11 protein-coding genes are annotated in these 12,461 nt (G+C 74.1%); 8 read left to right on the top strand and 3 right to left on the bottom strand.

Annotated elements, in window-relative coordinates; translation table 11 throughout:
* Positions 1-335 (top strand): transposase (locus ACXR8F_RS04030; RefSeq protein WP_458798839.1); only part of this gene is annotated, 335 nt, incomplete at its 5' end.
* Between the two features lie 14 nt (positions 336-349).
* The gene (locus ACXR8F_RS04035) at positions 350-1,624 is read left to right on the top strand and encodes an MFS transporter (protein WP_458798840.1); all 1,275 of its coding nucleotides are present in this window, start codon (positions 350-352) and stop codon (positions 1,622-1,624) included.
* Here the strand turns inward: ACXR8F_RS04035 and ACXR8F_RS04040 are convergent.
* Positions 1,609-2,931, bottom strand: coding sequence for an LVIVD repeat-containing protein (locus ACXR8F_RS04040; RefSeq protein ID WP_458798841.1), 1,323 nt, complete (start codon positions 2,929-2,931; stop codon positions 1,609-1,611). The genes ACXR8F_RS04035 and ACXR8F_RS04040 overlap by 16 nt on opposite strands.
* 178 nt (positions 2,932-3,109) lie before the next feature.
* Between ACXR8F_RS04040 and ACXR8F_RS04045 the strand changes: the two genes are divergently transcribed.
* The 6 genes from ACXR8F_RS04045 to ACXR8F_RS04070 are packed head-to-tail and all read left to right on the top strand — an operon-like array spanning position 3,110 to position 11,112.
* Positions 3,110-4,426, top strand: coding sequence for an SWIM zinc finger family protein (locus ACXR8F_RS04045; protein WP_458798842.1), 1,317 nt, complete (start codon positions 3,110-3,112; stop codon positions 4,424-4,426).
* Positions 4,423-5,955 carry a DUF5691 domain-containing protein gene (locus tag ACXR8F_RS04050; protein WP_458798843.1) on the top strand — a complete coding sequence of 511 codons (1,533 nt, stop codon included), beginning with the start codon at positions 4,423-4,425 and terminating at the stop codon, positions 5,953-5,955. Before ACXR8F_RS04045 ends, ACXR8F_RS04050 begins: the two co-directional genes overlap by 4 nt.
* Positions 5,952-7,049 carry an ATP-binding protein gene (locus tag ACXR8F_RS04055; protein ID WP_458798844.1) on the top strand — a complete coding sequence of 366 codons (1,098 nt, stop codon included), beginning with the start codon at positions 5,952-5,954 and terminating at the stop codon, positions 7,047-7,049. Before ACXR8F_RS04050 ends, ACXR8F_RS04055 begins: the two co-directional genes overlap by 4 nt.
* Before the next feature lies 1 nt (position 7,050).
* The gene (locus tag ACXR8F_RS04060) at positions 7,051-9,306 is read left to right on the top strand and encodes a DUF5682 family protein (protein ID WP_458798845.1); all 2,256 of its coding nucleotides are present in this window, start codon (positions 7,051-7,053) and stop codon (positions 9,304-9,306) included.
* Positions 9,303-10,472 (top strand): vWA domain-containing protein, encoded by a 1,170-nt coding sequence (locus ACXR8F_RS04065; RefSeq protein WP_458798846.1) that lies wholly within the window; start codon positions 9,303-9,305, stop codon positions 10,470-10,472. Before ACXR8F_RS04060 ends, ACXR8F_RS04065 begins: the two co-directional genes overlap by 4 nt.
* 16 nt (positions 10,473-10,488) lie before the next feature.
* The gene (locus ACXR8F_RS04070; RefSeq protein WP_458798847.1) at positions 10,489-11,112 is read left to right on the top strand and encodes a uridine kinase family protein; all 624 of its coding nucleotides are present in this window, start codon (positions 10,489-10,491) and stop codon (positions 11,110-11,112) included.
* 71 nt (positions 11,113-11,183) lie between these two features.
* Here ACXR8F_RS04070 and ACXR8F_RS04075 read toward each other — a convergent pair whose 3' ends face one another.
* Together ACXR8F_RS04075 and ACXR8F_RS04080 are read right to left on the bottom strand one after the other, a co-directional pair.
* On the bottom strand, positions 11,184-11,792 hold the full coding sequence (locus ACXR8F_RS04075; RefSeq protein ID WP_458798848.1) for a thymidine kinase: 609 nt from the start codon (positions 11,790-11,792) through the stop codon (positions 11,184-11,186).
* A gap of 43 nt (positions 11,793-11,835) precedes the next feature.
* The gene (locus tag ACXR8F_RS04080; RefSeq protein WP_458798849.1) at positions 11,836-12,309 is read right to left on the bottom strand and encodes a DUF4825 domain-containing protein; all 474 of its coding nucleotides are present in this window, start codon (positions 12,307-12,309) and stop codon (positions 11,836-11,838) included.
* Between the last annotated feature and the right edge of the window lie 152 nt (positions 12,310-12,461).

Raw genomic sequence — 12,461 nt, forward strand, 5'->3', positions numbered from 1 at the left:
CCGCCGGGATCACCCGGTTCACCGGTGAGGCGCAGTTCGCGCGGCATTCCGGGGTCGCGCCCATCCCCGTCTGGTCCGGAAACAGCAGGGGCCGGGTCCGGATGACCCGATCCGGCAACCGTCAGCTCAACTGCGCGCTGCACCGCATCGCCATCACCCAGATCCGCCTGACCGGCTCCCTCGGCAGGGCCTACTACGACAAGAAGCTGGCCGAGGGAAAGTCGCGCACCGAAGCCCTCCGCTGCCTCAAACGACGCCTCGCACGAACCGTCTTCAACCTCCTGACCGCCGACCACCACAACCGTCAAGCCCCTTGCCTCACGGCAGCGGCTTGACATAGGAGAAACGCATGTCCTGGGACGGCCACCTGCCCGAGAGCCGCGAGTACCGGCGCATCCTCGCCGGCCTCGGCGCGGCCGGCATCGCCACCTTCGCGCAGCTCTACTCCCCGCAGGGCCTGCTGCCGACGCTCGCCCGCGGCCTCGGGGTCAGCCCGGCCGATGCCGCGCTCTCGGTGTCGGTCGCCACGCTCGGCGTCGCCGTCGCCGTGCTGCCGTGGTCGTGGGTCGCCGACCGGGTGGGCCGCCTCCGGGCCATGCAGGTCGCGATCGTCGCCTCGACCGCCCTCGGGGTGCTCGTCGCGGTCGCCCCGAACATCGAGGTGCTGCTGGCGCTCCGTCTCGTCGAGGGGATGGCGCTCGGCGGGCTGCCGGCGCTCGCCGTCACCTACCTGCACGACGAGGTGCACGCCCGCCACACCGCGGCGGCCGCGGCTGCCTACATCTCCGGCACGACGGTCGGCGGCGCCGCCGGCCGCCTCGTCGCCGGCCCGCTCGCCGGCCTCGTGGGCTGGCGACCCGCCCTGCTCACCGTGGCCGTCGTCTGCGCCGTCGCCTCCGCCGTCTTCCTGCGCCTTATGCCGAAGGCCCGCGGCTACCGCCCGTCCGGCGCGACGGCGCGGTCGGTCGCCGACGGCATACGGGTGAGCCTGCGCGACCCGGCCCTCGTCGCCCTGTACGTGCAGGGTGCCCTGCTCATGGGCGGGTTCGTCGCCATCTACAACTACCTCGCCTTCCGGCTCGAGGGGCCCGAGTTCGCCCTCCCCGCCACGGTCGGGTCGCTGATCTTCGCCGCGTATGCCGCCGGGACCGTCAGCTCGCGCCTGACCGGCCGTCTCGTGCCGAGGTTCGGGCGACGGCGGGTGCTCGTGGCCGGGACGCTCACCATGGCGACGGGCGCCGGGCTGACGCTCGCGGGAGCGCTGGTCGCCGTCGTCAGCGGTCTTCTCGTGCTCACCGCAGGCTTCTTCGCCGCCCACGCCACGGCCTCGGCCTGGGTCGGGGCTCGCGCGACGACCGGGCGCGCGCAGGCCACGGCGCTCTACAACGTCGCGTACTACAGCGGCTCGGCCGTCGTGGGTTGGGTGCTGGGCTACGCGTGGTCGGGACTCGGCTGGGTCGGCGTCGTCGGCGCCGTCGCCGCGCTGGCGGCCCTGGCCCTCGTCGGGGCGCTCGTCGTGCTGCCCGGAGGGCGCGGCCTTCCCGTCGGACGTGGCGGCGCCCGCGCCGAGGCCGCACGCCTCGACGCGGACGCCACGGGTTTGCCGGGTCAGCCCAGCAGGTAGGTCTGCGTCTGCGGGTTGAGCATCGGCAGCTGCCTCGCCCCGGCCACGGCCTTGTTGCTGAAGCGGAGCGTGTCGACGCCACGCGAGATGTCGTTGGCCACGATGAGCCCGTTGTACCAGTAGGTCGACCACTGGTTGGACTGCATGTCGTAGTAGCCGATCTCCTTGGGAGCAGAGGGGTTCGTCAGGTCGACGACGGACGTGCCGGAGCCGTACGCCGACGACACGAGCACGTAGCGGTCGGCCAGCGGGACGTAGTTGAAGTTGTGGTACGTGCTCGGCTCGGCCCGGGGGATGCGGAGGTGGCTGAGGGCCCGCGACGGGTCGGCGACCGCGTACGTCCACAGCGCGCCGAACGGCTCCTTCGCCGGGCCGAAGTACTCGTCACCGAAGGTGACGTACCTGCCGTCCGGGGTGAACGCGGCCGAGTGCCAGATGTCGACGTCGGGGGTGTCGATGTTCGCGGTGACGACCGGCTGGAGCGGGTTCGAGATGTCCCACAGCTGGCCCTGCGACAGGCAGGCCGCCGCCGCGAGCTTCTTCGGCGCGAGCACCGTGATGTCGTGGCAGGCGAAGAACGGCGTGACGCCCTGCTTGGCCCCGAAGTAGTCGACACCCTTGACCGTCGGCTCGGCCACGACGCGCGCGGAGCGGCCGGCAGCCGCGTCGGTGCCGTCCACCTCGATCACCGAGATCTTCTCGAACGGGGGCTGGCAGTCCGGACCGATGCCGCTGGCGGACAGCGGGTAGGAGGCGACGTAGACGTACGCCTTGCCGCCGTCGGCGGGCACGAGCGTGTTGGTGTGCGAGCCGCAGTCGGTGCGGATGCCCTGGAGGAACACCGGGTCGGCCGGGTCGCTGACGTCGAAGACCCGGACGCCCTCGAACGCGCCGGGCGTCGTCGCCGTGACGTTGCGCGAGCCCTCGCAGCCGACGGTGCTCTGCGGGGTGTCGACCGACAGGAAGAGCAGGTCGCCGTGCACCGTGACGTCGCCCTGCGGCCCGTTGCAGTGCACGTCGGCGAGCTCGACCGGCGAGCCCGGGTCGGCGAGGTCGACGACGCGGAACCCGCCGTAGTGCCCGGCGAAGGCGAGGGTCCCCTTGAAGGCGAGGTCGGAGTTGACCCCACCGGTGTGCTTGTCGGTGCTCAGCAGGTGCATGTCCCTGCTGAAGCCGTCGGCCGCGCTGGCCGGTGGAGGTGGCGGGATGCTCCCGTCGTCCCAGGGCTCGTGGGCGGCGGCAGGCAGGGCGGTCGCCAGGGCGACGACGGCTGCAGCGGCGGCGACGAGGGTGCGGAGCTGGCGCATGGGTGAGCCTCCTGTGACGGACCGCCCTCCCCCGAGTCGGGAGCGATCGCGGTGTCCGCCGGGGCCGGTCGGCTCCGGCCCGGCCACTCTGGCACGAAACGGACATATCGGCCTGTCGGAACGGCGTCCGTCCCGACCTCCCCGCGCTGTGGGAGGTGTGGGTCATGATGTGCCAGTCATGACCCGATGGACTCGTTGGACCGCAGCCCAGGTGGCCGGCCTGGCCCCCGACGCCTCGTCGCTGGCGGCTGCCCGCAGGCTCGCGCGGCCGGGTCCGTGGTCCGACACGGGGTCGACCGACGTGCTCGTCTGGGGCAAGTGCCAGGGTTCGGGCAAGACGCCCTACCAGGTGAGCGTCGACCTCACCGGGCCCGCTTTCCGGTGCTCGTGCCCGAGCCGCAAGTTCCCGTGCAAGCACGGCCTGGCGCTGCTGCTGCTCTGGGTCGACGGCTCGGGGGCCGTGGCCGACGCCGCGGAGGCGGCCGGCTTCGCGCAGGAGTGGGCAGCCGAACGGTCGGCGCGGGCAGGCGCCAAGGCGGCCGGCGACGCGGCCCACCCCACGCGTACGCCCGACCCCGCTGCTGCGGCGAAGCGCCTCGAGGAGCGTCTCGCGCTCATGGACGGCGGCATGGACGACTTCGCCCGCTGGCTCACCGACCTCGCCCGCAGCGGCACGGCGTCGGCCCGCCAGCAGTCCTACGCGTGGTGGGACGGCACCGCCGCCCGGCTCGTCGATGCGCAGCTGCCCGGGCTCGCCGACGACGTGCGGGCGGTCGGCGGGGCTGTGAGCGGGCGACCGGACTGGGCCGAGCGGCTGCTCGTGGCGCTCGGGCGGTGGTGGACGGCCACGCGGGCGTGGGCGGCTCGCGAGTCGCTCGGCGACGACCAGGTCGGCGACCTCCGCGCCTACCTCGGGTGGTCGGTGAGCAGCGAGTCGGTGCGGCGCGGCGACGCGGTCACCGACCGGTGGCTCGTGCTCGGCGCCCACCGCACCGACGACGGCCGGCTCCAGCAACAGCGCACCTGGCTGCGCGGGCACGCGACGGGCGAGACCGTGCAGGTGCTCGACTTCGCGGCCGGCGGGCAGGTGCTGCCCGTCGCCCGCATCGTCGGGTCGAGCCTCGACGCGACGCTCGCCCGCTACCCGGGGGCGGCCGTGCGCCGTGCCCTCTTCGTCGACGAGCCCGTCGTCGCCGACGCCCCGGGGCGTATGCCGTCCGGCGCGTCCCTCGAGCACGCGCGGTCCGCGGCTGCGGCCGCCTGGGGGCTCAACCCGTGGGCGCGGCGCTGCCCGGTGGTCCTCGACGAGGCCAGGGTCGGGCTCGACCGGGTCGTCGACGCGGAGGGGGCCAGCGTGGCCCTCGCCGACGACGCCGACGTGTGGGCGCTGCTCGCGGTGACGGGAGGCCGGCCCACCCGGCTCTTCGGTGAGCTCGAGGAGGCGCGGCTGCGGCCGCTCACCGTCGTCGTCGACGGCGAGGTGATGGGGCTGTGACCGACCCGATGTCCGGCGTCGACACGTGGTGGCGCGAGGTCGGCAACGCTGCGCTGCTCGGCACCGCCCGCCGGGCCGTGCCCGACCTGCCCGACCTGGGCCCCGCCGGGGTGCGCCCCCGAGAGGTGCCCGGCCCGCGCGAGGAGGCGCTGCTCGAGGCGGCCGCGCTCGGCGGGGCGGCGCTCCGGGCGGGCCGGCGGCTCGACCACGCAGCACCGCCGGCGGCCGCGCCCGACGAGACCCGTCCGGTCGCGCCGCGGCGAGCCGTGCAGCTGCTCGAGCTCGTGCTGACCCAGCCACCGGCGGGGGCCGCGCAGCGCGTGGGCCTGCTCGTGCACTGGCTGCGCGCGGCCGACGACGCCGGCTGCCGCGTGCCGCCCGTCGTGCTGCCGCTGCTGCTCGGCATGGCGACTGCGTCACGTGAGCTGCGGCGACCAGCGGCGGCGGTCCTGGGCGAGCGTGGACGCTGGCTCGCGGCGCTGCGCGAGGAGTGGGGATGGGTGGCCGAGGCCACCGCCGGGGCCGAGGCGCGCACGGCGTCGCGGGTGTCGGGAGCCGTTCCTGCCGCCGACGACTGGGCACGCCTCTCGTCGACCGACCGGGTCGCGGTGCTCGCGTCGGCACGCGCCGTCGACGCCGCCGATGCCCGCGCACTCGTCGAGTCGACGTGGTCGACCGACTCCGCCCGCGACCGGCGCTCGCACCTCGAGGCGCTGCGGGTGGGTCTCGGCGCCGACGACGAGGCACTGCTCGAGGCGGCCCTCGACGACCGCGCCGGAACCGTGCGCGAGGTGGCCGCGGAGCTGCTCGACGCCCTCCCGGGGTCGCGGCGCGCCGCCCGCATGGCCGAGCGGCTTCGGCCTCTCGTCCACCGCACCGGCATGCTCGGACGCGGCGTCGACGTCACCCTGCCCGACGAGCCCGATCCGGCCGCCGTCCGCGACGGGCTCGGCAAGCCGCCCCCGCGCCGCTCCGCTCGCGGGTGGTGGCTCGAGCAGCTGAGCGCCGGCGCCCCGCTCGAGGTGTGGTCCGAGCTGACCGGCGCCGATCCGGCGACGACGGTCAAGCGACTGACCGACGCGCAGCAGCCCGACGTGCTGGCCGGCCTACGCCGGGCCGTGCGGGCGCGACGCGACCCGGTGTGGGCGGCGGCGCTGCTCGAGCGCGGCTGGGACGCGACGCTCGTGCCCGCCCTGCCGCGCGAGGCGCGAGAGCGCGTGGCCCTGCAGCGCGTCGACGCCACCACCGACCGGGTGCACGAGCTCGGCGCCGTCGTGGGGGCCGTCGACCCGCCGTGGTCACCCGACTTCAGCGTGGCGCTGCTCTCGCGGCTGCGGGCCTCCAAGGTCGGCTCGGCCATGGTGCTCGCGACGATGCCGCACCTGCTCGCCGGACTGCACCCGGTCTCGCTCGACCCGCTCGAGCGCTGGGTCGCCGAGGCCGGCGGCGACCAGGCACTGTCGACCAACCTGCGCAACCTGCTCCAGTTCCACTCCGTCAAGCGATCGATCACCGAGGCCTTCAGATGAGCGAATCCCCCACGTCCGCAACCGTCCTGAGGGCCCACGCCGAGGACGCGTATGCCGCCGAGCTGGCTGCGCTCGCGGCCTCCGACGACCGCCCCCGTCCGCCGCGCTGGCGGCTGTCGCCATGGGCCGTCACGACCTACCTGCTCGGTGGCACCCTCGACGACGGCACCGAGATCACGCCGAAGTACCTCGGGTCGCGCCGGCTCATGGAGGTCGCGGTCGCGTCACTGGCGACCGACCGGGCACTGCTGCTGCTCGGCGTGCCCGGCACCGCGAAGACGTGGGTCGGCGAGCACCTCGCCGCCGCCGTCAGCGGGTCGTCGAAGCTCGTCGTCCAGGGCACGGCCGGCACTCCGGAGGAGTCGCTGCGCTACGGCTGGAACTACGCCCGGCTGCTCGCCGAGGGCCCGACCCGCGCCGCGCTCGTGCCGAGCCCCGTCATGCGGGCCATGGAGACCGGCGCGCTCGTGCGCATCGAGGAGCTCACCCGCATCCCCGCGGACGTGCAGGACGCCCTCATCACGATCCTGTCGGAGAAGACGCTGCCCATCCCCGAGCTCGACACCCAGGTGCAGGCGCAGCAGGGCTTCAACGTCATCGCCACGGCCAACAACCGCGACAAGGGCGTCAACGACCTGTCCTCGGCCCTCAAGCGCCGCTTCAACACCCTCGTGCTGCCGCTGCCCGACTCGCTCGAGCAGGAGGTCGAGATCGTGCGCACCCGAGTCGACTCCCTCGGGCGCTCGCTCGAGCTGCCCGCCGGCCTCGAGTCGCTCGCCGAGATCGAGCGGGTCGTGACGGTCTTCCGCGAGCTGCGCGCGGGCGTCACCGCCGACCAGCGCACCACCGTGAAGTCGCCGTCGGCCACGCTGTCCACGGCCGAGGCGATCTCGGTCATGACCAACGGGCTGTCGCTCGCAGCGCACTTCGGCGACGGCGTCGTGCGCGCCGACGACGTCGCGGCCGGGCTCGTCGGCGCCGTCGTCAAGGACCCGGTCCAGGACCGCATCGTCTGGCAGGAGTACCTCGAGACGGTCGTCAAGGACCGCCCCGAGTGGACCGACCTCTACCGCGCCTGCCGCGAGCTCGGCTGAGATGACCCGCGTGGAGGTGCTCGGCGTCCGGCACCACGGACCCGGCTCGGCGCGCTCGGTGGAGCAGGCGCTCGACGAGCTGCAGCCCGACCTCGTCCTCATCGAGGGGCCGCCCGAGCTCGACGCCCTCATCCCGCTGGCCGCCGACCCCGACCTCGTGCCCCCGGTCGCCGGGCTCGTCTACGCCGTCGACGAGCCGAGGAAGGCCGCCTTCTACCCGTTCGCGGTGTTCTCGCCCGAGTGGGTGGCGCTCCAGTGGGCGCTCGCGCACGAGGTGGACGTCCGGTTCGCCGACCTGCCGGCGACCCACTTCCTCGCCGGCACCCCCGACGGCACCCCCGACGGCTCGGACGACGGCTCGGACGACGACGAGAGCGAGCGGCGTCATCGGCGACGTCGCGGCAGTCGACCCGACCCGATCACGGCGCTCGCGACGGCTGCCGGCTACGACGACCCCGAGCGCTGGTGGGAGGACGCGATCGAGCACCGGCGCACCTCGTCGCTCGCCCATTTCGCCCACCTCCGCGAGGCGATGCAGGGCGTGCGCGGTGACCTCGACGTCGACGACGACGACCGACGAGAAGCGTTCATGCGCAAGGTGATCCGGTCTGAGATCAAGGCCGGCCGCGAGCGGGTCGCGTTCGTCTGCGGCGCCTACCACGCGCCTGCCCTCGACCCCGCGGCGTTCCCGCCGGTCGGCCGCGACAACGCGCTGCTCAGCAAGCTGCCGAAGGTCAAGGTCGCCGCGACGTGGGCGCCGTGGAGCTCCGGCCGGCTCGCGTACGCCAGTGGCTACGGTGCCGGCGTCCGCTCGCCGGGGTGGTACCAGCACCTCTTCGTCACTCCCGACGACGAGGTCGTGCCGTCGTGGTTTGTCCGCGTCGCGCGGGCCCTGCGCGGCGAGAACCTCGACGCGTCCACGGCATCCGTCGTCGAGGCGACCAGGCTCGCGGGCGCGCTGGCCGCCGTGCGGGGTCGGCCGTCCGTCGGGCTGAGCGAGCTCACCGACGCCGCCCGCGCCGTGCTCACCGAGGGCGCCGACCTGCCGCTGCGGCTCATCGACCGCACGCTCGTCATCGGCGAGGAGCTCGGCCGGGTGCCCGAGTCGACGCCGATGGTGCCGCTCGCGAGCGACCTCGCCAAGCTGCAGAAGTCGTTGCGGCTCAAGGTCTCCGCGACGTCGGCGGTCGTCCAGCTCGACCTCCGCCGCGAGTCGCAGCTGGCGCGCTCGGTGCTGCTCCACCGGCTCGCCGTCCTCGACGTCCACTGGGGCGCCCAGGTCGACGCCGGCCGGTCGACGGGCACCTTCAAGGAGGCGTGGGAGCTCGAGTGGACCCCCGAGCTCGCCGTCGCCGTCATCGAGGCGAGCCTGCACGGAACGACCGTTCGCAGCGCCGCCGAGTCGAAGGTCGCCGAGGAGGCCGGGCAGGCCTCCGACCTGGGCGTGCTCGGCAGCCTCATCGAGCAGTGCCTCCTCGCCGACCTGCCCGACGGTCTGCGCGCCGTCGTCGCCGCCCTCGCCGACCGCACGGCGCGCCAGCACGACACCCAGGCCCTCCTCGAGACCGTCGAGCCGCTGGCCCGCACGTGCCGCTACGGCGACGTCCGCGGCGTCGACGTCGCCGACGTGACGCACGTGCTCCAGACCGTCGTCGTGCGCGCGTCGATCGGCCTGCGGGCCGCCTGCGCGAGCCTCGACGACGACAGCGCCGACCGCATGCGCAAGGCCGTCGAGGCGGCGCACCGCGGCATCGCCCTCGTCGACCGCGACGACCTGCGCGACCCGTGGCACGAGGCCCTGCTCGCCGTCGGTCGCGACGAGGTGATCCACGGGGCCGTGTCCGGCCGGGTCAACCGCCTGCTGCTCGACGGCGGGCTGCTCGAGCACGCCGAGGCTGCCGCCCGGCTGAGCCGGCGCCTGTCGCCCGGCACACCCGCGCCCGTCGCCGCGTCCTGGCTCGACGGCTTCCTCACCGGCGAGGCGCTGCTCCTCGTCCACGGCGACGACCTGCTCCAGATCATCGACGAGTGGCTCGTCGCGGCGTCCGAGGAGTCGTTCGAGGACCTGCTGCCCCTCGTGCGTCGTACCTTCTCGCGCTACCAGCCCGCCGAACGCCGCCTCATCGGAGGACACCTGCGCGACCTGGCCAGCGGCACGCGTACCTCCTCGGTGTCGTCGACCGACGTCGACCTCGACCGCGCGGCCCCCGCCATCGCGGCCGTCGCCCGCCTGCTCGGACTGGAGGTGGCCTCGTGAGCGAGGAACGCGACCGGCTGACCCGCTGGCGGCTCGTGCTCGGCGGCGAGCAGTCCGACGGCATCGGCGAGGCGGCGAGCCTCGACGCCGACGACCTCAAGCGCGACGAGGCGCTGCGCGAGCTCTACGACGGCGAGCGCCGCAGCGGGCTCGGCGCGTCCGCGCCCAAGGTGGCGCGCTGGCTCGGCGACATCCGCGGCTACTTCCCGTCGTCGGTCGTGCAGGTCATGCAGGCCGACGCGATGGATCGGCTCGGCCTGACCCAGCTGCTCCTCGAGCCCGAGCTCATGGAGGCGGTGCAGCCCGACATCAACCTCGTCTCGACGCTCGTCGGCCTGAACCGCGTCATCCCGGAGCGCTCCCGCGCCACGGCCCGGGCGGTCGTGCGCGTCGTCACCGACGAGCTCGAGGAACGCCTGCGGGCCGAGACGGTGCAGGCCGTCACCGGCGCGCTCAACCGGGCCGCGCGCACTCGCCGGCCGCGGCACTCCGACATCGACTGGAACCGCACGGTCGCGGCCAACCTCAAGCACTACCAGCCCGAGCACCGCACGGTCGTGCCCGAACGCCTCGTCGGCTACGCCCGGCGCGCGCACCGCGTCGAGCGGCGGATCATCCTCTGCATCGACCAGTCCGGCTCGATGGCCGAGTCGGTCGTCTACTCCAGCGTCTTCGGCGCCGTGCTCGCGTCGCTGCGGTCGGTCGACACCAAGCTCGTCGTCTTCGACACGGCCGTCGTCGACCTCACCGACGAGCTCGACGACCCCGTCGACGTGCTCTTCGGCGTCCAGCTCGGCGGCGGCACCGACATCAACCGGGCACTCGCCTACTGCGAGGGACTCATCGAGCAGCCGGCCGACACGATCCTCGTGCTCATCAGCGACCTCTACGAGGGCGGCATCGCCGAGGAGATGGTGCGTCGCGCGTCCTCCATCGTCGCCTCGGGAGCCACGATGGTCGCCCTCCTCGCGCTCAGCGACTCCGGGCGGCCGAGCTTCGACGCGAACCACGCAGCGGCGCTGGCGGCGGTCGGGGTGCCGGCCTTCGCGTGCACGCCCGACCGCTTCCCCGACCTCATGGCCACGGCGATCGAGAGGCGCGACATCACCGCTTGGGCGGCCGCCCACGACATCGTCACGACGCACGAGCCCGACCCGGCTCCCTGACGGCATACTCGCGGGCATGCACCTGCACCCGGAGGAGCCCGAGGTCGCGTCGTGGCAGCCCGTGGACGACGCGACCCTCACCGCGACCCTGAGCGACCTGTTGACGAGCGACCGGCCGGTGCTGCTCGTCGACGGACGATCCGGCGGCGGCAAGACGACCTTCGCCGAGCGGGCGGCCCACCTGCTCGGCGGCGCCGTCGTCCACGCCGACGACCTCGCCTGGCACCACGACCTGACGGCGTGGGACGACCTCGCGATCGAGCACGTCATCGGGCCCTGGCGCCGCGGCGAGGAGGTCTCCTACCGGCCGCCCGGCTGGGTCGCCAGGGACCGTGACGGGCAGGTGCGCGTGCCCGACGACGTACGCGTGCTCGTCCTCGAGGGGGTCGGCGCGGGCCGTGCGTCCATCGCCGACCACGCGGACGCCATCGTGTGGGTGCAGTCGGACCGTGACCTCGCACGCGAGCGCGGGCTACGACGCGACGTCGAGCTCGGCCGGACGCCCGCCGAGGCCGAGGCGTTCTGGGACGAGTACGCCGCGTCGGAGGAGCCCTTCCTCGCCGCCGACCGCCCGTGGGAGCGGGCGGCACTGCTGGTCAACGGCACCGCCGGCGAGCCGCTCGTCCACGTCAGGGCCTGAGCGCGGCGACGGCCTCGACCTCGGCGAGCGAGGGTCCGGCGTGAGGACCCCGGCGCGCCCGAGAGGGCGGGTCAGGTCGTCGCTGGTCGCACGAAGCACGAGCGGCAGCGCGCCTCGTAGGTGAAGGTGCCGTCGTCGGGCAGGGCCTCGGAGCCGCCGAGGTGGTCGAGGAACGGCTCGCCGGAGCGGAGCACCTGGGTGTGCGTGGCGCTGAAGTCGCGACACTGGTCGCACACTGCACGGCGGTAGGTCACGGTGTCGGGCCCGAGCTCGAGCAGTGCCCGCACCGGCGCGAAGAGCTCGCCCCGGTGGTCGAGGTCGATGCCCGCGACGACGACACGGGTGCCGCGGCGCAGCAGCCGGTCGACGACCGCGACGTCGTCGAGGTCGAACATGTGCACCTCGTCGACGGCGACGACGTCGAGCTGCTCGTCGAGAGCCTCGTGCAGGCTCGTGACCTTGGTCGTGGTGAGGCTGCCACCGCTGCGGGAGGTGACGCCGGCGTCACGGACGTGCCGCTCGGACTGGTAGACGCGGTGACGCACGCGCGTGAACTGCAGGGGCGAGAGCAGCGAGACGAGCGCGAGGCTCTTGCCGGACTTCATCGGGCCGAGGACGACGTCGAGCGACACCTCGGACGCGGTGCGGACGGCCTGCCTGACGTCGTCGATCGTGGTCACGAGCGAGAACGCTATCGGCCGCCGGTGTCAGTCCCCACCGGCCTCAGTCGTCGAGCGCGTCCACGTAGGCCGTCAGCTGCTCGTGGTCGCGGCCGAGCCTCTTCACGTCGTAGCCGAGCTGCGTGCTCGCCTGCGCGGACGTGAGGTCGAACGACCGGCCGGGAGCCTCGACGTGCACCGTGCCGAGGTTGCCGATGGTCCCGAGCAGCAGCGTCGACGGCGACGTGAAGTCGATGCTGTCGACCGGCTTGGGCAGGTCCTCGTCGAAGGTGATGGTGAGGCCGTACGGCTTCCTGGCGGTCTGCAGCGAGATCGTGTAGGAGCCGTCGGGGCCGAAGCCGGCCGCCCGCGTCAGCCAGATGACACGGGAGTTGTCGCCGACGAAGTCGGTGCGCTGCTTCCAGAGCTGGTCCGCGCGGTCGGGCGCCGCAGCCCCGGACGACGAGGCGTCGGACGAGGTGCACCCGGCGAGGGCGATGCCACCGAGGAGCACTGCGGCGATGGAGCGTCTGAGCATGTCGGTCCCCTGTCGTCGGGCCGTCGGACCCGTTCCTGTCGCCGCCCGTCCGGCCGGCGCAGTCTGGCAGATGCGAGCCGTGGAGAGACGGTTCCACGAGGCGTGACGGCAATCCTGCGTGATGTCGAGGCGATGTCTACTCGCGGGTCGCC

It is taken from the genome of Terrabacter sp. AAH1 (assembly GCF_054456855.1).